General features: G+C 44.1%; 20 protein-coding genes and 1 pseudogene. 10 read left to right on the top strand and 11 right to left on the bottom strand.

The features are described from left to right. Positions 1-22: 22 nt before the first annotated feature. Entirely contained in the window at positions 23-379 is a 357-nt protein-coding gene (locus F6K53_RS04920) for a Mo-dependent nitrogenase C-terminal domain-containing protein (RefSeq protein ID WP_293069947.1), read from the top strand. Positions 380-863: 484 nt separating this feature from the next. Here F6K53_RS04920 and F6K53_RS04925 read toward each other — a convergent pair whose 3' ends face one another. Both F6K53_RS04925 and F6K53_RS04930 read right to left on the bottom strand, forming a co-directional pair. Next, complete coding sequence (locus tag F6K53_RS04925; RefSeq protein ID WP_293069945.1) at positions 864-1580, bottom strand: heme oxygenase (biliverdin-producing); 717 nt, start codon at positions 1578-1580, stop codon at positions 864-866. Positions 1581-2190: 610 nt separating this feature from the next. Beyond that, the gene (locus tag F6K53_RS04930) at positions 2191-3150 is read right to left on the bottom strand and encodes a glycosyltransferase family 2 protein (RefSeq protein ID WP_293030760.1); all 960 of its coding nucleotides are present in this window, start codon (positions 3148-3150) and stop codon (positions 2191-2193) included. A 197-nt stretch (positions 3151-3347) separates the two neighbouring features. On the opposite strand from F6K53_RS04930, the gene F6K53_RS04935 reads away from it, so the two are divergent. The 3 genes from F6K53_RS04935 to F6K53_RS04945 all read left to right on the top strand — a co-directional run bounded on the left by F6K53_RS04935 (position 3348) and on the right by F6K53_RS04945 (position 8917). Next, positions 3348-4577, top strand: coding sequence for a glycosyltransferase family 4 protein (locus tag F6K53_RS04935; protein WP_293030952.1), 1230 nt, complete (start codon positions 3348-3350; stop codon positions 4575-4577). Positions 4578-5149: 572 nt separating this feature from the next. Continuing rightward, positions 5150-6364, top strand: a complete 1215-nt coding sequence (locus F6K53_RS04940) for a glycosyltransferase (protein WP_293027207.1) — start codon at positions 5150-5152, stop codon at positions 6362-6364. A 168-nt stretch (positions 6365-6532) separates the two neighbouring features. Continuing rightward, positions 6533-8917 (top strand): hypothetical protein, encoded by a 2385-nt coding sequence (locus F6K53_RS04945; protein WP_293069943.1) that lies wholly within the window; start codon positions 6533-6535, stop codon positions 8915-8917. Between the two features lie 23 nt (positions 8918-8940). Here F6K53_RS04945 and F6K53_RS04950 read toward each other — a convergent pair whose 3' ends face one another. Further along, a complete protein-coding gene (locus tag F6K53_RS04950) occupies positions 8941-9156 on the bottom strand; it encodes a hypothetical protein (RefSeq protein ID WP_293069941.1) in 216 nt (71 codons plus the stop codon). Positions 9157-9484: 328 nt separating this feature from the next. On the opposite strand from F6K53_RS04950, the pseudogene F6K53_RS04955 reads away from it, so the two are divergent. Then, positions 9485-9688 (top strand): annotated as a pseudogene (locus F6K53_RS04955) (Uma2 family endonuclease); the annotation flags it as partial. Positions 9689-9799: 111 nt separating this feature from the next. Here the strand turns inward: F6K53_RS04955 and F6K53_RS04960 are convergent. The 4 genes from F6K53_RS04960 to F6K53_RS04975 all read right to left on the bottom strand — a co-directional run bounded on the left by F6K53_RS04960 (position 9800) and on the right by F6K53_RS04975 (position 12240). Then, positions 9800-10084, bottom strand: coding sequence for a DUF1816 domain-containing protein (locus F6K53_RS04960; RefSeq protein WP_293042898.1), 285 nt, complete (start codon positions 10082-10084; stop codon positions 9800-9802). A gap of 68 nt (positions 10085-10152) precedes the next feature. Further along, complete coding sequence (rlmB, locus tag F6K53_RS04965) at positions 10153-11202, bottom strand: 23S rRNA (guanosine(2251)-2'-O)-methyltransferase RlmB (RefSeq protein WP_293080010.1); 1050 nt, start codon at positions 11200-11202, stop codon at positions 10153-10155. 14 nt (positions 11203-11216) lie between these two features. Then, positions 11217-11705: a ribonuclease III domain-containing protein gene (locus F6K53_RS04970; protein WP_293069937.1), complete on the bottom strand. Its 489-nt coding sequence runs from the start codon at positions 11703-11705 to the stop codon at positions 11217-11219. Positions 11706-11883: 178 nt separating this feature from the next. Next, positions 11884-12240, bottom strand: coding sequence for an STAS domain-containing protein (locus F6K53_RS04975; RefSeq protein WP_293027215.1), 357 nt, complete (start codon positions 12238-12240; stop codon positions 11884-11886). Between the two features lie 598 nt (positions 12241-12838). On the opposite strand from F6K53_RS04975, the gene F6K53_RS04980 reads away from it, so the two are divergent. Next, a complete protein-coding gene (locus F6K53_RS04980) occupies positions 12839-12967 on the top strand; it encodes a hypothetical protein (protein ID WP_293069935.1) in 129 nt (42 codons plus the stop codon). Here the strand turns inward: F6K53_RS04980 and carA are convergent. The 4 genes from carA to F6K53_RS05000 all read right to left on the bottom strand — a co-directional run bounded on the left by carA (position 12918) and on the right by F6K53_RS05000 (position 16207). Further along, positions 12918-14072 carry a glutamine-hydrolyzing carbamoyl-phosphate synthase small subunit gene (gene carA, locus F6K53_RS04985; protein WP_293069933.1) on the bottom strand — a complete coding sequence of 385 codons (1155 nt, stop codon included), beginning with the start codon at positions 14070-14072 and terminating at the stop codon, positions 12918-12920. The genes F6K53_RS04980 and carA overlap by 50 nt on opposite strands. After that, positions 14069-14611 (bottom strand): GIY-YIG nuclease family protein, encoded by a 543-nt coding sequence (locus F6K53_RS04990; protein WP_293027185.1) that lies wholly within the window; start codon positions 14609-14611, stop codon positions 14069-14071. The genes carA and F6K53_RS04990 overlap by 4 nt, the downstream gene beginning before the upstream one ends. Positions 14612-14660: 49 nt before the next feature. After that, positions 14661-14987, bottom strand: coding sequence for a hypothetical protein (locus F6K53_RS04995; RefSeq protein ID WP_293027182.1), 327 nt, complete (start codon positions 14985-14987; stop codon positions 14661-14663). Between the two features lie 266 nt (positions 14988-15253). After that, positions 15254-16207, bottom strand: coding sequence for a Sll0314/Alr1548 family TPR repeat-containing protein (locus tag F6K53_RS05000; protein WP_293069930.1), 954 nt, complete (start codon positions 16205-16207; stop codon positions 15254-15256). A gap of 302 nt (positions 16208-16509) precedes the next feature. Between F6K53_RS05000 and F6K53_RS05005 the strand changes: the two genes are divergently transcribed. The 4 genes from F6K53_RS05005 (at position 16510) to F6K53_RS05020 (ending at position 20302) form a co-directional block, all read left to right on the top strand. After that, positions 16510-17151 (top strand): ABC transporter ATP-binding protein, encoded by a 642-nt coding sequence (locus tag F6K53_RS05005; protein ID WP_293027213.1) that lies wholly within the window; start codon positions 16510-16512, stop codon positions 17149-17151. 299 nt (positions 17152-17450) lie between these two features. Then, positions 17451-18197, top strand: coding sequence for a 16S rRNA (guanine(527)-N(7))-methyltransferase RsmG (gene rsmG / locus F6K53_RS05010; RefSeq protein ID WP_293069928.1), 747 nt, complete (start codon positions 17451-17453; stop codon positions 18195-18197). Positions 18198-18783: 586 nt separating this feature from the next. Then, positions 18784-19395, top strand: a complete 612-nt coding sequence (locus F6K53_RS05015; protein ID WP_293027173.1) for a Uma2 family endonuclease — start codon at positions 18784-18786, stop codon at positions 19393-19395. A gap of 115 nt (positions 19396-19510) precedes the next feature. Beyond that, positions 19511-20302, top strand: a complete 792-nt coding sequence (locus F6K53_RS05020) for a DUF4058 family protein (RefSeq protein ID WP_293080014.1) — start codon at positions 19511-19513, stop codon at positions 20300-20302. The last annotated feature ends 27 nt before the right edge of the window (positions 20303-20329 follow it).

The following is a 20329-nucleotide window of genomic DNA, read 5'->3' on the forward strand; positions in this document are numbered from 1 at the left end:
CTAATTTTAGAGGTGTATAGCCATGTTCAGAACCAACAAGCACAGGACCAATCCACTCCTCTCAGAGGTAGCTGATCTCAATAGCAGTCTCACTCCGCCTGAGCCACTGCCCAAAAAACGTGTTGATTTACTCAAACCTGTGCGCCGATGGCTGGATCACATAGAAATTACAGATCAAACCCTAGCTAGATTCCTGTCCAAAATTATTCCTGGTCAATGTCCCTTTGAGCGGGATTTAAAACTTTTCGGTCACTTAGTACTACACATCCCTCCCCTATGTAAGCTCAACCCTCTCTACGAGCAATTAGCTAGCCTGCGTTTCCGCGCCCTCTGTTACCTAGTGGATCAGTGTGGGGAGGATATTGAATTTTACGCTTGAGAGGGGTAAAATACCCCTTGCTACTGATCCTGAGCAAGGGGCTTCTAAGTTTAAAGGAGACTGCTGGTTAGACGCCTTTCGACCGCGAACAGGTCTTATATCATGTCAGGATAATTACCTTCTCTGTTTCGGCTAGTATTCACACTTGTGAATGACCTAAACCAAAAAAAAGGCTTACTCCACAGCAGAAAAGCTTTGTTTGACGTATTCCGCCTTCTATTCTAAACAGAGAGGCTATGAATTTCAATCTGATCAGTTATATTTATGTTAATTATTTTTTCAATTTTGCAACATTAGATTGCCAATTAGTAGTTAGTAATCAAAACGCAACCATTCAGCCTAGGGCAGCTGAATGCTTACCTCAAAACTACTAACTACTAATAACTAATCAATCACAGGAGATAAGAGCTAATCGCCTTAATTTCTAGTTAAGGCGATTAGTCGCCACCGATCTTTGGTGGTAATCCCAGTTTGTGCAATAAGCTTACTCAGCTGTAGCTAGTTCTGTGCTACCACGAACGCGACGACGGGTAAGGGTGTTGTATAGCATTATACCAATGGCTTTAATCAGGTTACCCTCCAGTTCCTGGAACATCTTCATATTCATGCCAAACGCGGCATTAGCTTCTTCCACAATCCGATCCGCTGTGGCATCATCAATGGGTAGCTCATCCATGGCTTGCCGATAGTTGGCCTTGAATCCCTTCTCATCAGAGATTTGTTTGAATTCATAAAAAGCAGTACCTTGCCCATCTGATAAGTTCATCCCGCGCTGGGCAATCTTTTTGAGAATTTGTCCGCCAGATAAGTCCCCTAGATAGCGGGTGTAGGAGTGAGCAACCAATAGTTCTGGTTGCTTCTCAGAGATATCTTTAATTCTTTGCACATACTCTTTAGCCGCCACTGAAGGGACTACTTTCTCTTGCCAGTTAGAACCGAAGTAATAGCATAGGTCTTGCTCTAGGGTCTTTTTCCGATTGAGCTCTTGGAAGTAGATTTTTGAAAGAATCGGGTGTTCCCGATGGCGCTCCATCTCCTCTTCCATGGCGGAATAGACGAAGTAAAGGTTGGATACTAATTTACGGTAGGAGGTTTTTTCAACGGTTCCTTTCAAAAAGCACTTGACAAAACCCACATTCTCTGCCATGGTGTGGGATTTTTTTGTGCCTTCACGCAACTTGGTGGCTAAATTGGTACTCATTATTTATTTTTGTTCCTAAAGTTGACGGTATTTGTATTACTACTTACAGACAAGCGAATATCTTTCCAAATTCTTAGAGTAAACTGATTTAATTAAAAATGTTGTTAAGAATTCTTACGTAAACCCGAGATCCTACCTCCCCCACCCTGAGAGAGCCAGTTCATAGATCGTGAAACTGATCAGTTTAGCAACGGTTTGATCACTACAGAGAGGGGAGGGGAGAAGTTGTACCCTAGATTCAAAGGCTCAACTGTCGTAACCATCCAAAAAACTCTAGAAACTAGCAAGACACCAGAAGTCTTTAAGTAAAAATACTTAAGCAGTCCTCAGGCAATGCGCTACGCGCACGCTACGCTCTCAGGTCTCAGCCATCAGCTCTCAGGTCTCAGCCATCAGCTCTCAGCCATTGGCCTGTGCCCTGTGGCCAAAGGCTGACGGCTGAGACCTGAATACTTACAGGAAGTCTCATGAAAGGCCGTGCGACAAGGCGCGAGAGAAGCTCACCAAGGGAACGGGCACCAAAAGAGTGGAAATTTGGTTAAGCATCGTGACGCTGCCAATGCCTTGGCAGTTTGATCAGATTTTTTCTAGCCCGGAATTCCCAGAGAGTCTATGCCTTGAATTGACGCAACACACTAAACGCCTGAGAACGCCACCCTTCTGGCAATAGGGACAGCACCAAACCAACCCAAGCTTTTGAGGGAGAGCAAGCTTTTCCTGACCAAACTAGTTCACGTCCCTTTGATGTTTGTCCAATTTCAATCAGGCGAAATCCTAGTAGTAGCTTAGTTTCCGTCAGGCGCGATCGCCTAACTGTCTCCAACATTTCTGACTCAAACTTATAACTTTCTAGATAACGCAGTTTATCCTTTAAATAGGGAATTGCTCGACTAATCCCTTGCTGTTGGGCATGGAATCGATATTCCATTAACAATTCTGGTAAATAATAGGCTTTCTTTCCCGCCATAGCCAGCCGAACGAATAAATCATTATCTTCACAATTTTGGATATTAGGACGCATAAAATCTACGTCTTTCAACGCCTGCATCCGAAACAACGTAGCGCCAATTTGAAAGCTCTGCTGAATAAAAACAACCTCGATTAAATTCTCAACGATACCTTCCACTAACTTGGTTCTACCCCACCTCTGAGAATTTAATTTTGTAGCTGATTCGTCCCGAGTATTATTGATGGTAATTACCCAATGATCTGTACCAACAAAATCAATACTATGATCTGGCTGTAAGATAGCCGTTGTTTTGGATAAAAATTCAGGTGTCAGCCGGTCATCATCATCAAATTTAATAAAATATTCCCCCAATGCGGCATCAAATCCAGAGCGCATATTATTACTTTTGCCAAGATTGTTGGGGTGACGGATGTAGTTAATTCGGCTATCCTGATATTGGGACATTAACTTAGGAGTTTCATCAGTTGAACCATCATCACAGATAATTAATTCCCAGTCTTGATAGGTTTGTTTAATAACACTGTCAATCGCATAAGGAAGTAAATTAACGCGATTGAATGTAGGAATACACACACTAACCTTGGGGACTCGTTGAATCATTGTATTGTTATAGATGAAACTATCAAGCCACTCAATTCATTGATTTTTTGACATAAAATTATCCTATTGGATACCTGATATCAAGTCCGGTTACAACGCACTAGATATGACTTATAGCAATGTCTTGATGCAGTCGCTCATGGGGGGAACCCCCTTTGGCGGCGCTGCATCGCTTTATTACCTAACCTGAAGATATGATGAAAATTCTCATGCTATCTGCCACCTTTCCTTATCCCCCCACTAGGGGAGGAACTCAGGTACGGACATTTAATTTACTAAAACATCTTAAGTTAAGTCATGATATCACCATGATTACTCAACGTTCAGAAGATGTCACGGATCAGGAAGTGGAAAAACTCGGGAAATGGGTAGATGAATTGGTGGTTTTCCCCCAACCAAAGCCTTCTGAACCCTCAGGAGGAATCTGGGGCAAAGTAAAGCGATTTAGTAATTTTTTAAGCCAGGGAATTCCCCCCAGTGTGCTACATCTCTACTCCCGGGACATTCAACAATGGGTGGATAAAGCTGTGGCGGCTGGACGGTTTGACATTATTACCTGTGAACATAGTGTAAATGAAATATATGTACGACCAGAATGGCGACAGCAGCTGGGAACGGTGGTGAATATTCACAGTTCTGTGTATGGTACCTTCCGTAACCAGTTGGAAACAGGAACCTCGGAAAATCAGCTCAGAGACCAGTTAAATTTACCCCTGTTGCGCCGCTACGAGGAACGATACTGTGCCAAATTTAATGGCCTTGTGGTCACAACACCGGAGGATCAAAGCCAGATAGCTGCCTACAAGCCATCGGGTAAAATTGTGGTGATTCCCAATGGGGTGGATTTGACTCAATTTCCCCAACGCACTGCTGACCCAGGGGGACATCGCATAGTGTTTATTGGAGCTATGGATAACCGAGCCAACATTGATGCTGTAAGCTTTTTAAGCTTGGAGGTATTTCCAGCAATTAAAGAACGTTATCGAGATGCTAAGCTGCAACTGGTAGGAGCAAGACCAGTACCTTCGGTGTTGGAGTTGGCAGAATTGTCGGGAATTACGGTCACCGGTCGTGTGCCATCAATGGTAGAGTATCTCCATCAAGCAACTATCTGTGTGGTACCGATGCGGACTGGCTTTGGCATTAAAAACAAGACCCTCGAAGCAATGGCGGCTGGGGTACCTGTAGTAGGAAGCGATCGCGGTTTGGAGGGACTAGCGGTTGATGGTGCCAATACACCTCTGCGAGCATTGCGGGCAAATCATGTTAAGGAGTATATTAGTGCCATCACTCGTTTGTTTGAAGACCCACAACTGCGAGCAAAGTTGTCCCAAAACGGGCGCTCATTGATCGAGGATGAATACACCTGGGATCGCGCTGGTCAATGCTACGAACAAGCCTTAACCCAGTCAGTGGTTAGAGGTTAGTGGAATACAGTAGTTTGGGGACTGAACCCCTTGACTCGTCTTCCCTCTGTTCCTCCTGTTCCCATTGTTTGCCCTCTTACTCCCTACACAACCAATTCTATTCCAGAACCGTGGCAAACCCCTCTAAATCACCGTCACTGGAAGTCATAGAGAGATTAGGCTACCTGGTGTTTGGTAAATCGGTAAATTTGAATTTTTAACTATATTTTCTAGAGGAAAATTCACAATTAGTATAAATGTATTGGTATGAAGATATAATACATTTATACTGTCCAGTTTTTTGGATAGTGTTCTTTGTCGTTGTTTTTTGGGTTTTGGGTAATAGGTAATCGGGAATTACTCTGGAGTAATCAAAATTATCAAAAACCCCAAGCTTGGCAATATCGATGCTCAAGGATTTGATATAATGGTGATTTGGAGTAAATTAACATGAATAAATGTTAAAAAAAGTTTATAAAAATTTTAAATAGTATAAATAAATTCATTCTTAACTCAGGTAAAAAGTGAGATAAGAATGAATTATTGCCTGCCGTTTCCTTGTTGCCAATTATTTGTCCAAGTAGTAACGTCCTATGAAGATTCTAATGATCTCCACAACCTTTCCCTATCCGCCAACGCGGGGGGCAACTCAGGTCAGGACGTTTAATTTACTCAAGTACCTGAGTGAGCGTCATGCTATAACCTTGGTTACTCAACGTTCTGAGGATATCACGGACATCGAGGTAGAAAAATTGCAGCAGTGGGTGGAAGAACTGGTGATTTTTCCCCAACCGCAGCCATCAGAACAAGAGGAAGGCTTAAAGGAGAAATTACAGCGCTGGAGTACCATTTTGCAACAGGGAACGCCCCAGAAAGTGCTCCAACTCTACTCAACTCCAATGCAGCAATGGGTGGATCAGGCTGTGGAGGCGGGAAAATTTGACCTGATTACCTGTGAACACAGTACCAATGAAATTTATGTGCGACCAGAGTGGCGGAAGCAGCTGCGAACTTTGGTGAATATTCATCATTCTGTATACCGGAAATCCCTGGACAAGCTCGAAACCAAAACATCAGACAATCAGCTGAAAGACAAGTTAAATTTGCCCCTATTACGTCGCTATGAAGAGCAATATTGTGCTAAGTTCACAGACATTATAGTCACAACAGCGGAAGATCGACGGCAAATAGACTCATTTGAGTTAGACAGTAAAATTACATTGATTTCTAATGGGGTTGATGTTCATCTATTTCCCCGGCGCATCTCTGATCCTGGTGGACACAGATTAGTATTTACTGGGGCGATGGATAACCCACTAAACATCAAAGCGGCTCGTTATTTTAGCCTAGACGTGTTCCCAGCAATTACAGAGCGCTATGGTGATACCAAGCTAGAATTAGTCGGACCCAAACCGGTGCAGGCGGTGCTAGAGTTAGAAGATATACCAGGGATTAGTGTAACTGGCTCGGTGCCTTCTTTAGTAGACCACCTTCATAAGGCAACCATATTTGTGGTGCCAATGCAGAGTGGATTTGGGGTAAAAAATAAAACTCTGGAAGCGATGGCAGCGGGAGTACCGGTCGTGGGAAGCGATCGCGGTTTGGAGGGATTGACAGTTGATGGCGGGGATGTCCCTTTGCGGGCATTGCGAGCAAATGATACAACAGAATATGTTTATGCCATTAGTCGGTTATTTGAAGACCGCCAGCTCCGTAAGCAATTGTCGGAAAATGGGCGAGCGTATATTGAACAGAAATATACTTGGGAACGTGCTGGTGAACTGTATGAGCAGGTAATCACAGGTTGAAGGGTTTAGGGTGCACTTGTTTTAGATTGAGCAAGGGGGAATGACAAAGACATGGACAATTAGCGTTTAAGTCCAAAAATCTGTACTATTTGGCTAATTACTATCTATTGCCCCCAAGATTTTTTTCAAACTAGGAAAAAACTGGAAAGATAAACCATTAAAACATCAGTGCAAAAGTCTAGTAGAGGTGGTTGGTTAACAACCTTGGGCGCGATCGCTGCCTTAATCACCACTAGCGGTATCATTGCCGGTAGTATCTGGGTGGCGGTTATGTTAATAATTGACCCTGATTCGATTGTCTGGATCAATCACATTTTGCCGAGTTGGGCTCGTATCCCCCAGACTGTTCCCTCATCTGCCAAGACATTTGCCCAAATTCAAGGGGAGATTCGTGAAAATGGGCTAACGGCGGGCACACCCCTTTCCCTTAACTCTGAGTTGCTGCTACCGATTTTGGGATCACCACCATCATGCCAAAGTAATTGTGACCAGATCGTGGAACTCAGAGTCTATCAGCCTCTTGAACAAAGCCATAGCGAACAGCAGTATTATCAGCTAGTTAGTCAGCTGCCTATCACTGCCCCGGTCGAATATTTTGTGCTGTCTACCCAAGTCAACACAGCATCCGGTGATGCTAGTGTCTCTCGTTCACTACCTTTAACCAAACTCGATCGTTTCGATCAACAAGCTCTAGAGGAAGGGTTTTGGTTCAACCTCTCGGGTCAAGTGGTCTCAGAGAATACACCCGAGAGCTATGGACAAATTATTCACTACAATCAAGACCAGACACACCTGAGTATGATGTTGGAGTGGACAAGCCCTAATGAAGGTTCTCCCTATTGGCAGGAAGTGACCGGTGGTGCTACTCCAGAATTAGTGGTTAATCATACTGTAGGCTTGGAACCCCAGTTCAAGGTTTACCAAATTAAACCTCGCTCTTTTGTTCCCAACCCGATTTATCTAGAGGAAATTTCCCTAACCCAAGCAGCGATAGATACTAAACCCTATCAGAATGGTTTAATCCTAGCCCGTCATGGTTTGTGGTCTGATGCTTGGCAATGGTTGAACCAACAGAGACCAAAACACTGGTCAGCAGAGGCTCAAGCCCAAATAGATTTGGTTAAACTGCACGCTCAGGTCACCGAGTCTCAGGCAAATCAAATTTGGGCAAGTGCGAGTGCTGCTATCTTTGCCTATCTCCTGGATGGTCGCTGGGCGGAGGCAAAAACAGTGTTTCAGACCGCAGTGAATGGTGCTCAGTTGGGGGATATTATCACTATGCTAAAGACCGATTCTGGGGGATTGTGGGGGCGGGTGGAAGCAGCACTAGAGGTCAATCCTGATGACAGCAATGTGCAAGTTTGGGGAGGGTTGATTTTGGCAGCCCAGGAAGACCCTCAAAAAGCGATCGCATGGGTTAAGGAATTACCCCAAACTAATCCCCAGGTTTACCAACTCCTCAACCATATGGACAATGCCTTAAACCCAGTTCCAGCCATCGTCAGGCACTTCAGTCAACTGGTTGGCAATTCAGAAATCATTCAAACTGTCAACGCAACGGATTGGCTGCAACCGGAAGATGGAGATGGGGGAATAGGAGAACAGCACTGCCAAAGGCAGCAGGAAAGTACTGAATTGGTTTCTATAGCAGAGGAACAGAGTATAGCACTTTCCCCCCTATCCCCCTGCCCATCTGTTCCTCTGACTCTACAAAAACAACCGGAGCAAGTTTGGTATCAAGTACAGGTAAAAGCATTTCACGATGGTCAGGGTTGGCGGTGGATGCCGTTTTCTGATTTACGGCTGCCCACTTTGACCAAGGGAAAGCGACTGTGGCGATATTTGGGCTTAGACGTTGACCCCCAGATTCGGATTAGCCTTTGGAGTGAGAATGGTATCCAACAATCAACCACAGCTACGGTCAAGGGGGTTTCCTACCAGGAAGGGGTGATTAAGCTGTTGGCAGCAGGTGGGAAACTCCCTAGTGACACCGTGGCTATTGATGGATCTAATCAGCACCTGCTAGCACACACGGAGACGGCTCTGCGCTGGTTAGACCCAAGTGCGATCACTTTGTCAGCACTCTACCACCTTAACCCCGAGTCGGTGTCAACCATGCTGCCAGTACTCTGGCAGGAGTTAATCAACAGTGGTCAGTTCTCCCCAGGACCCCTTCCTAGTTTACCAATGATGCTTCAGGAGATCGGGCATTGGTCAGTTAGACCGATCGAGCTGACTGGCAACAACCAGCCGGAAGCGGTGCTAACCTTATATCAAGAAATATCGGTTACCTCAGAATCTACAGAGGTGGGTCTATCGGATAGTATTAATGACGGGATGGATACAGATCGGGCAACTACTATCTACAAACCCCGCACCATGATTTTTTCTGACACAGGAGCCTTACTCTACAGCGAATTTTCCCAAGATGCCAGCAGCTCCATGACAGCGATCGCGGATTTAGGGGATGGGGGTCCTGCGGCTATAGTCATTGATGAACCAAATAACTATAGCCTTAAGCGTTGGTCACCCAAGCATCAGCGTTTTCAGTAATGCCTGTACTTAAAGGCATTAGTTTAACGCAAAACCAACCGTTGTTGCTTAAGTAATTGCTGCTGCTGCCAGAGGGATTCAACTTCTGCCTGTAAGTGAAGGTACTTTACTTGCTGGTCAACCCCATAAACCGATGTCATCAATTTCTTCACCTGGGGGTCACCAGTGACAACAGAACGGCAATTGCTCTGCCAGTGGGCATCGGATAAATCGGTCAGATGGTCGGAAGAAGTTAACATTTCTAGACTAAGTATTTTTGCTTTCTCACAACACCACGTAATTTTATCCTGAATTTCCAGCACATGCTAACTATACTTGGAGCGGTTAGCTTATATCATGTCCGGTTGAATACTTATATCATGTCGGGATAATTACCCTTAATAAAAATCTCCCCCATCTCCCTATCTCCCCATTCCCCTCCTGGGAGGGGTTAGGGGTGGGTCCCCATCTCCCCACACTTCCCCTCCTGGGAGGGGTTAGGGGTGGGTCCCACCCTCCCTCTAATTATGGGTATTCAACCTGACTTGATATTAATCATTCCACTAAGGAGACAGTCATGATCCAGCCTCTCGCACTGATTCCCTCAAGCCTCTACAGGAAAAGATGCCAGACTATTTGAACAGTGGTTTACGTTTAGGCTGGTTAATTAACCCCCAGGGCAAAGAGGTTGAAATCTATCGTCCCAATCAAGCTGTTGAGACTGCTAAATTTCCTGTTACTTTGTCAGGGGAAACTATTCTGCCTAACTTTGAGTTAGCTTTGCCGCTTTAAATTACCTCAGCAGGTTAGTAAGTAACTGCGGACTCATACTTGTAAGTAGAGAGTATTAGAGCGTTTTCATCCTTCACACTTAACACGTTACAGGTTAAACTTCATCCTTTGTCAAAAAATCGGCTTACTTAAGCTAGAGGATTTCTCTAGTTCAGTCTGTTCTGGCAACTCATCAAAAATTGTTAGTCTATTGGGTTTGCAGCGTTTGAGAGTTACCATGATGCCTTGAGCTCCTTCATTGTCTAAGTCTTCAATATATCCATATTTGGCAGCCTGAGCCTCCTGCTGGTTAACAAAGGGTCCAAAGTAGTAGGTACACTTGGGGGTTTCGGTGATGATTTCCACCCAAAACGCTAACCCGAAGAGGTCTAAGATTTTGATTAAGGATTCTTTCATGACATCCACCTAGTTTCCAGGATAATCTCTGTTAATTTAATCGGCTTTTAAACCTTTTTATCCTCCATTTACTCTTCTTGTTTCACAATCTGTTGATTGGAAGTACTATCGATATACAGTAAGTCTGACCAACGCTGCCTATAGGTTTCATATAACACCATAGCAGTTGCTGCTGAGGCATTGAGGCTAGGGGTCTTACCCTGTAATGGAATTGAAACTAACATGTCGCAGCAGCTTTGTGACCTTAGGCTTAAACCATTACCCTCTGAACCTATTACTAATACTACTGAACCAGTCAAATCAACTTTGTGTAAAAGTTTACCAGTACCAGCAGCAGTTCCGTAAATCCAAAAGCCCGCAGTTTTCAACTGCTCTAGGGCATTACTAAGATTGACAACTCTGGCAATAGGAAAGGTTTCTAGAGCTCCTGCTGCCACTTTCCTTACAGTTGAGGTGACACCAACAGCTCGACGTTGGGGTATGACTAAGCCTTGAGCCCCTAGAGCTTCTGCCGTACGAATAATCGCCCCTAAATTTTGAGGATCATTAATGCCATCACAAGCCAATAAAACTGGCTGCTCAGTTGCAAATTTTGCTTTGTCAATTAAGTCATTTAAATCTATGTACTGGTAAGGTGCAATTTGAGCTGCCACACCCTGATGGTTACCACCTTTAGTAATTTGGCTCAGGCGTTTTGGTGCTACTTCATCAATTACTGTACCGTTAGCCTTGGCTTGAACTAGTAAAGAGTGAAAGCGAGGATCGTAACGCAGCTGGGAAATAATCCAAACTCGGTTTAGCTGGTGCTGGTTTTGGAGAGCTGCTAGAACTGAATGACGCCCGTAGATTAAGTCACTCTCTTCTTCTGTGCTACTTACAAGTTTTGACTTAGGGTACCCATGCTGCTTCGGCTGAGTTTCCTCGGAGTAATGGGAATGTTTTGGCCGTGGCTTTCGAGAGTGGTAGTTCTTTCGAGGGGGTTTGCCGTTCTTTTGAGAATTGGCTGAGGTCGAACGAGATAATTTTTTATTCTCACCTTGCCGATCAGAGGACTTCCCTGACTTGATCTGACCAGAAGCATCAGAGGAGGCATCAGAGGAGGGGTTTTGATTAGCCATAATAGAATTAGGATTTATGGGGTATCCAGTTGTAGATGAGCCAATAACTGGGTCAAGCGTTGAGTATCAGTAAGGTAGAGGTATCCCAGTAAAGTTTCTAAGCTACTAGCTTGTTGATAGATTTCTCGATTGAGACGCCGGGGGCTCTTTGTAGCAGCATTCCGTCCGCGCCGTAAAACGTCTTTTTCAGAAGCAGTTAGGTAAGGTTCAAGCGATCGCAAAATCTTAGCTTGGCTTTCTGCTCTGACGTGAGCCACTACCTGGTTATGATAGTCACAGATTCGCCTCGGTGGTAGCAGATAGTGGGTTCGGATGTAGAGTTCATAAACAGCATCTCCTATATATGCCAAGGATGCTGGGGAAATCTGTTGAATTTTGGCAATTTGATCAACTTTCGCCATGAATTGCCTAAATCGAAACTCTGTCCACAATACTATAGAGTCAGTTCCACAGCCATGGCTATCCTCTTCCAAGGGGTCTAATTGTGCATCTGTTTGAGCCATCTTTGGGGTCTCACGGTCTTTTGTTTACTAGACCAAATTTGACATCCTTCAACAATTTCTGCTTAGAGTATTCAATACATTAGCAAAACGGCAACTTACTCACACTCAACTCTCACCGATTCCCCACTGCTTCTGAAAGTGAAGGCGGGTTTTGCCCCCGCCATCACCATCGATTTTGTCACTTAGACTTGATTTTCTCCACAGCTACCGTCAGAGAATCTTGCAGGGAGAAAAATTTTTCTAGGCGCACTAGTTTCACAGTTTGAGTCACCCGGGGATTGGTCACGACTTGTAGACTTCCGTCAGAAGTTTGAGCTTTCTTTACTAGCTGCACCAAAGCACCCAAACCAGAGCTATCGACAAAATCAATTTTAGATAAGTCCAGAATAATATCCGCTGGACCTTCATCAATACATTTGCCAATAACGTTACGGAGAGTAGATTCCGAAAAGGCATCTAGCAATCCAGTAAGGCGGAAAATTTGATAATTTGACTCGACTTGGCGAGTGCCCCTTAAACTGACTGTAAGGGTTATTTGTTCAGGAATAACACCCTCCTCGATATAGCTTATAAATATCAATAATCTAATACTTCTACTGTCAAGTTGACTACTGTGACAGTAGATTGATGACTTGGTTACCGTTGATAAACGCGCCCTATAACCATACCTTGGCTTGTTGCTTAGCACGTCAAGGGGCTAAAACAACGTCAATTTTAGATTATACAACAGTATCAGAGTTTGGGGGGTAGGGTGACCGGGTCTAGCGGTAGGGTAAAATTAAGCCAGCCATGATTCTAACCGATTAATCATAACTGAAGCATATTTCTTGGTTTGCTGGCAATGTAGGGGCTATTTTCTAGTCCCACACCCGGTCACCCTACAGTTGGGGTTTGGCATCGGGGATTGCACGCGATGCTCCTGGGTCGCCGCTAAGCGAGTCACGCGATTGGCTCTAGGCCACGCTACGCGAACGCAAACCCTCGCAGAATCAATCAGTTTCTAGTCAAGAGCCTAGGGCGTGTCTTCTTGCCTCAGAGATCCCCCATTATCCCCCTTAAAAAAAGGGGACTTTGAGTATGGCTCCCCCCTTTTTTAAGGGGGGCTGGGGGGGATCATAATCTTGCGGAAAACTTTGAAAACACGCCCTAGGCCACGCTACGCGATTAGCCTACGGCCACGCTACGCGATTAGCCTACGGCCACGCTACGCGATTAGCCTACGGCCACGCTACGCGATCGCATCAGCTCGACAAACTGCTTAAATAAATAGTCAGCATCGTGAGGACCAGGACTAGCCTCTGGGTGATACTGTACTGAGAAGAACGGTAAGGATTTGTGACGCAACCCTGCCACAGTGCGGTCATTGAGATTTAGGTGAGTAATTTCCACCTGATCCCCTAATGTATCGGGATCAATAGCAAAACCATGGTTTTGGCTAGTAATTTCCACCATTTGCTGCAAACCGGCTGGGTGATTCAAACCTCGGTGACCAAATTTAAGTTTAAAGGTCTGCGCTCCTAGGGCAAGACCAAGAATCTGATGTCCCATGCAGATGCCAAAAATAGGTTGCTGACGCTCCAATAAGGCTTTGGTGGTTGAGATGCCTTCGAGTACTACAGCCGGATCCCCTGGTCCATTGGACAGAAATATCCCATCGGGATTATACTTAGCAATTTCTTCTGGCGGTGTATTAGCAGGGACGACAATTACCCGACAATTGTAGCTAGCTAGACGCTTGAGAATATTACGTTTGATGCCAAAATCGATAGCAACAACTGTCAAACCCTTGTCCTTTTCTACCCCATCAACTGCCGGACCGAACTCCCAATTTGCTTCCGTAGGATCAGACCATTCGTAAACCTCGTCAGTGCTCACTTCTTTAACTAGATTTAATCCTGCCATACTCGGAGCCGCTTGCACTTGGGACAATAACTCAGTGGAGTCAAGGATTTCTGTGGAAATGGCACCGTTTATCGCACCAATGGAGCGTATTTTGCGGGTCAATGCCCTTGTATCAATGCCGTAAATTCCTGGGATGTTGTGTTCTGCGAGATAATCGGGCAAGGACTGGGTAGAGCGCCAGTTACTGGGCCGGTAGCAGATGTTACGGGCAATTGCACCTCTGATTTGAGGATGAGCAGATTCTTCATCGGACGGGTTAACACCAGTATTGCCTAATTCTGGATAGGTGAAGGTCACAATTTGACCGCAGTAGCTGGGATCTGTCACCACCTCTTGATAACCCGTCATAGCAGTGTTAAACACTACTTCACCAATGGTTGTACCAGTCGCTCCGAAAGACCAGCCTTGGTAAGTTGTGCCATCAGCGAGAACTAGCAGAGCTGGATGAGCCGTTGAGATAGTCATTTTATGTCAAGTAAACCCTTTTCTTTAAGCTTAGGATTGAAGCGAATTTCAGTCTTTACCCCTCGGGATTCTAGCTCATCTTTAATTTTAGCTTCAACTCTCCGAGCAATTTTTTTGAGAATCTTCGTTTTTGCTAATTCCTCACTTTGCTCATAGTCTAACTGCTCTGCTTCAGTCATTGTCACTTTAGCATCAATCGGCTGACTCCAGAGATTTTCCTGCTCTCCATTCCCTACCGGTATCACACCATTCTCTTCAATCCATGCCTTACGAATCGTTTCTAATCGACTCCGGTTAGGTTTTTCAATGGTTTCTATTTTTAGCCAATAGCAGGAGTGAGGCTGACGAACTAAATGTTGTTTGATGCTGATATATACATCCCGGGAATAATTCACAAATCTCAGGGTTTTATCTTGGTCAAAAATAGCGTATACACCAATCTTTTTTTGTAAATATTCTGGTAGATTTCCCGTTTCATCCAGATAGGGAATAAATTCTAAATCCTTCAGAGATGGAATTTGATTATCAGAGGTGAGCATGGGATGGGATTAAAAATTACTATTAAAAAATAAATATAAAAACTAAATTTTATTGAAATTTGCGATAAATCCCACACAGGCGACTGGGATTAAATATTTTGGCTTTGAACATGAAGTTAGGAGGTACATTAATGATGATATAATCATCAGATTCGTGATACTGCTCATAGTCCGCTGGCATTCCCTTAGGGGTTGAAGTGGTGTAGGGAACTGGTTGAAACAGTAATTCAGTAAACTCAACCCTGTCAGCTTGAGCCGCTTCAGCTACTTGAGCCAAGAAGTTTTCCCCGGTTAGTAAAGCAAATAACTGGTCTCGGGCTTCTGGAGCTAGGACGAAACTGCTATCAAACTTGTTAACTATCTTGAGGCGAACCATAAGTCAAGGACAATCCCGAACTCTTTACGAGAGTGATTATACCTGATCAAGATTCACTGTTGAACAAGACTTCCGTGAAATATACTTCTGAGTTCTAAGTTCTGAGTTCTAAGTCCTTAGTAAGACCTGCAACCTGCAACCTGCAACCTGCAACCTGCAACCTGCAACCTGCAACCTGCAACCTGCAACCTGCAACCTGCAACCTTCAACCTTCAACCTTCAACCTTCAACCTTCAACCTTCAACCTTCAACCTTCAACCTTCAACTTAGTCATCCTTCTGAACCACTTCTGTTCCCCGCTTCCGGATGCGATTCCGTTCCTTGGAGCAATTCCTATCCCCGTCTGTGAGTTTATTTTCAAGTTTGCACTGCTCGTAAGTAATTTGAGCAGCGTGGCGTTTTGGCAGTTGATTCTGTTTTTCTAAAGCTTTGTTAAAAAAATCTAAACTTTTTTCCTCCTGCCCCAGTTTTCGCAAAATTTGTGCTTTAAGGTAAAGTACATCTGGGTTGCTTGGTGTTGTTTCCATTGACCGGTCTACATAGTCTATTGCCTTAGAATATTGCTTTAAATCTCGATATCCTACAGCAATGCCTCGATAGGCTAAATAAGATGGTAAAGCATAGGTTTCTAACTTGTCAATGGCTTGAGATGGGTCAGAAAATGGTAAATTGACAGCTAACATTAAATCCATGTAGCCTGTAATCAAGTTTAGCTCTGGGTCATTAGGAGCAATTTCTTTTGCTTCATCCAGATATTCAAAAACTTTCTGTAATTTAGTCAAGGCACTGATAGGACCTTCTTTTTCAAAATCGTAAGCCCCTTCCAAAAAATAACCTACTGCTGTGTAGAGATTACCTCGCAAAGGATCAGAGGCAATCATTTCCTTAGCAGTCTTAAGAGTTTTAGTTCCGTAGGTCTTGAAGGTTTCCCAATCTTGATCTAAGTAAGCTAGAGATGATAGCATAGCATAGGTCATGGGTTCTTTAGACTGCCTAGATTCCGATTTTTTTAGATAAGCTTCAGCCTCTTTATAGTTTCCCTCCTTGAAGAAGAAGTCAAACGCATCTTGAACAGTGTCATCAATGTTCCGAGGATTACTGTCGCGAAAGGGGTCAGCTGCCAAGGTGGGCATTCCCCATAAACCGATTAATACAACTGCTGTGCTGACACAGGCTTTAACTATCTGTTTTGGTGCTCGAAACCGTTGGTTCATCGTCATTGTGGCAATATTAAAAATATATGCTACTAACCTCAGTACTGACGTTGCACTTGATGCCAGGTTCCATAGTACCGGAAGTTGGGGGATAAGATAGTAAGTAAGCATATGCGCTACGCGCACGCTGCGCGAACAGCTGTCAGCGGTCAGCGGTCAGCCATTCCCATAGCGTGGCCCAAAGGCTAATAGCTGATAGCTGATAGCTGATAGCTGATAGCTGATAGCTGAGTGCTTAAGATAGTAATGTCTATGAAATTTTGAAACCTCCAAAATTTTGGGAGAAGGGAAGGAGTGGGCAAAAGGCAATGCTATATCTTAGAGACTTAACCTATCATCCACCAGCTAGCTCCACCCCGATCTTGAAGGGTCTGAGTCTAGAGCTAGCACCACAAGAATTGGGACTAGTGATTGGTGTTAGTGGTTCTGGTAAAAGCACATTATTGGAAATTTTGGCAGGATTAGCCCAGCCCACGGCAGGAAACATCTTTTGGGGAGAAACCGAACTCACAAACGACCAGCTACCACAACTGGCAGGATTAGTGTTTCAGTTTCCAGAACGGCATTTCTGTGGTAAGACTATCCTGGAAGAATTGCGGATGGGACATCCAGAGTTGGGGTCACAAAGGGTTTATGATGCTTTGGGGGAAGTGGGACTAGCTGATTTTACCCTGGATACTTCACCCCATGCCATGAGTGGTGGTCAGCAGCGACGCCTTGCTCTGGCAGTACAACTGATTCGTCAACCCCATATACTGATGTTGGATGAACCAACAGCTGGATTAGACTGGTCTATGCGAAGACAGTTAGTTAATCTGCTGGCAAAACTCAAAACCCATTGGACACTCCTAGTGGTGACTCACGATGCTAAGGATTTACTGCCCATTGCTGACCGCTGCTGGACTCTTAAGCAAGGGGAATTAAAAGCTGTTGATCTAGCTAGTGCTTAGTGGTGAGTGTTGAGTACTTTAGGAAAGGGAGTAGGGAGTAGGGAGTAGGGAGTAGGGAAAAAAAATTATCACAATTTATTTAGGTACCCTATTTAAAAATTAAAAAATTACCGTTATTCAGTACGTTTTATGCTAAATTTATACTCAAAAAGCCCAGAAAGCTTACTGTAGAATTAAAATTATGCTATTCAACTCACAAAAAATTTTGAATACGGGCTTTTTCCACTACTCCCTGCTCCCTGCTCCCTGCTCCCTCTTACAAACTGTTTATTTAGCATAACAAGTACGGTAGAGCCAAAATGACAAATGACCAAAACGTTTTATTGCTGCCACAGATGACAGAGGTTTGGCAACAAACTCTAAATTGGCAGCCAGATCCAGAACAACAACAGTTGTTTCAAAAACTCTATGAAGGGATTTTGTCAGGCAATCGCCAGTTGAATTTAACTCGGATTACAGCTCCCGAGGAGTTTTGGGAAAAGCATCTGTGGGATTCTTTGGTAGGATTGGCTCCCATATGGCAGTCTGTAACTCCAGGACAGAGAATTATTGATATTGGAACGGGGGCGGGATTTCCAGGATTACCAGTTGCGATCGCATTTCCTAATACTGCTATTACTTTACTCGATTCCACTCGCAAAAAAATTACTTTTCTCCAAACCTTAATCCCCCAGTTGGAAATTAATAATGTTAAAACTTTAGTTGGCAGAGCAGAAGCCATTGGACAGAAGCGACAGCATCGACACTCCTACGATATTGCTCTAGTTCGTGCTGTTAGTGCCCCTTCTGTTTGTGCTGAATATGCTCTACCACTTCTGAAACAAGGAGGTTTGGCGATTCTCTATCGTGGTCATTGGACAGATGAAGAAACCGAAGCTTTACAGCCAGCGGTAAAAAAGTTAGGTGGAAGGATTGAATCAGTTGAAAAATTTACTACCCCTTTGAGCGATAGTGTTCGTCATTGTTTGTTGTTGAAAGTATTATCACCCACGGCAGCTAAGTTTCCCCGTGCTGTAGGATTACCAGCACAAGACCCTTTGAATTAGAAGATATAGCGGTTTGCGACTTTATTGACTACATATTTATGGGTTTTTAGGGAACAGGGAAAAGGAATCCCCCCTAACCCCCCTTAATAAGGCAGGGCTGTTTCATTCTCGCAAAAAATAGATGGGGAGATGGGGAGATGGGGAGATGGGGAGAATTTTGGACTAATACTCGGGATTTTGGGCAAATTTATCGTTCCCTTACACCAAGGCCGTTAACAAATTGTTAGTGATTTGAGTTGATTGAAGGCGGTTAATTCGTAAGATTTTAATGACTAAATTTGGGCATTTTTCGGTAAATTTTAGTTTATTTCCCTATCCCCCTATCCCCCTATCCCCCTATCTCCAATAATCGTTAACTTACTAAAGTTTGAAACAGCCCTGCCTTAATAAGGGGGGAAGGGAATAGGGAATAAAGCAGTTGGCATCCAACCTAAGTTATTTATTATTGCTAATTAAAAAGTAAACTTTATCTTTTTTGCCCCATTTTCATAATTAACTTATCGGCAAATCGCTATAAATGAAAGTTTATACCCCATTTTTTGCTAAACTAGTATTATCAAAAAAATGGCTTCTTAGGAAAACTCCGATGACTGCCACTACTGCACTGCTTAGCCTCGAAGACTACTTAAGCTACAACGATGGCACTGATCGGCGTTATGAACTGGTGAATGGGGAACTGATTGCCATGTCTCAACCCAAAGGACAACATGGTGCAATTACTGAGTTTCTCAACGATCAATATCGGGCTGAAATTCAGGCTCAGGGGTTAGCCTGGGTTTCTAAGCAAGGGTTTATTGCCATCTGCTTGCAGCAGCGCTTCGCGATCGAGTCGCCCCGTGGGGGACGTTGGGATACAGCGCGGATTCCAGATGTGACGGTGGCAACACTGGAGCAATGGCAGGGAATGCTGGATCGAGAGGCGATCATTCGTCTCAACGAATCGCCACCTTTTTTGGTGGTTGAAGTGGTTAGCGAATCGACTCGGACGACGGATTATCGCAGCAAACGAGTGGAGTATAACTTGCTGGAAATTCGCGAATATTGGATTGTCGATCCGCTCAAAGAGCAGGTTGTGGTGTTGCAGTTGGTGGATGATCTTTATGAGGAAACGGTTTTTGTCAGGGATGAGTTGATTGAATCAACTATTTTTCCGGGGTTACAGCTTTCGGCACAACAAGTGTTGAATGGTGCGCTTTAGAATAAGTAATAGACTTTTAGCCATCAGCCGTTAGCTGTCAGCTGTCAGCTAAGTTCTAAAACCTGAATGCTGAATGCTCTAAGTTGAACGCTCTAAGCACCGAGGAGGAAATTTTATGCCTTCCCCTTTTCCAGGGATGAACCCTTACCTAGAACATCCAGAAGTTTGGCCAGGAGTACATCACTGGCTCATTGTTGAACTAGCCAGATCCCTGTCTCCTCAACTGCGTCCAAAATACAGAGTTGGTGTTGAAGTGCGCATGTATGAAACCATTGGGGAAGAATCCCTACTAGTTGGCATTCCCGATTTAACTGTCAAAGGGTCACAGGTGACAACTAAACAAGCAATGACTAATGTTGCAGTTGCACAAGCTCCAACTCAACCCCAAACAGTAGAAGTTCCTGTACCTGAAACCATTAAACAAGGTTATTTAGAAGTGCGAGAGGTAGCTACCAAGGAAGTAGTAACAGCTATTGAAATCCTCTCTCCGATTAATAAACGTTCTGGGGAAGGACGCAAGCAATATGAAAGTAAACGAAATAAAGTCTTAGGCAGTTTCACTCATTTAGTAGAAATTGATTTACTGCGTAAGGGACAACCAATGCCAGTTTATAATAGCAATATTGAAACCCATTATCGAATTTTAGTCAGTCGAGGAGACCGTCGTCCTCAAGCTGATTTGTATGGATTTAATTTACCAGATCCTATCCCTTCATTTCCCTTACCGCTGAAGTCTGGAGATACAGAACCATTAGTAGATTTACACTTATTGTTGAATAATATCTACGACCAAGCTAGTTATGATTTACTGATAGATTATAATGAAGAGCCACTACCGCAATTGTCGGAAGACGACCGGGTTTGGGTTAATACATGGTTAACAGAGCAACAACTGCGATCGCACTAGAGTGGAATGCTATTTGTTTTGCTAAAT

The sequence above is a fragment of the Moorena sp. SIO4A1 genome, from assembly GCF_010672065.1.
GTDB lineage: Bacteria > Cyanobacteriota > Cyanobacteriia > Cyanobacteriales > Coleofasciculaceae > Moorena.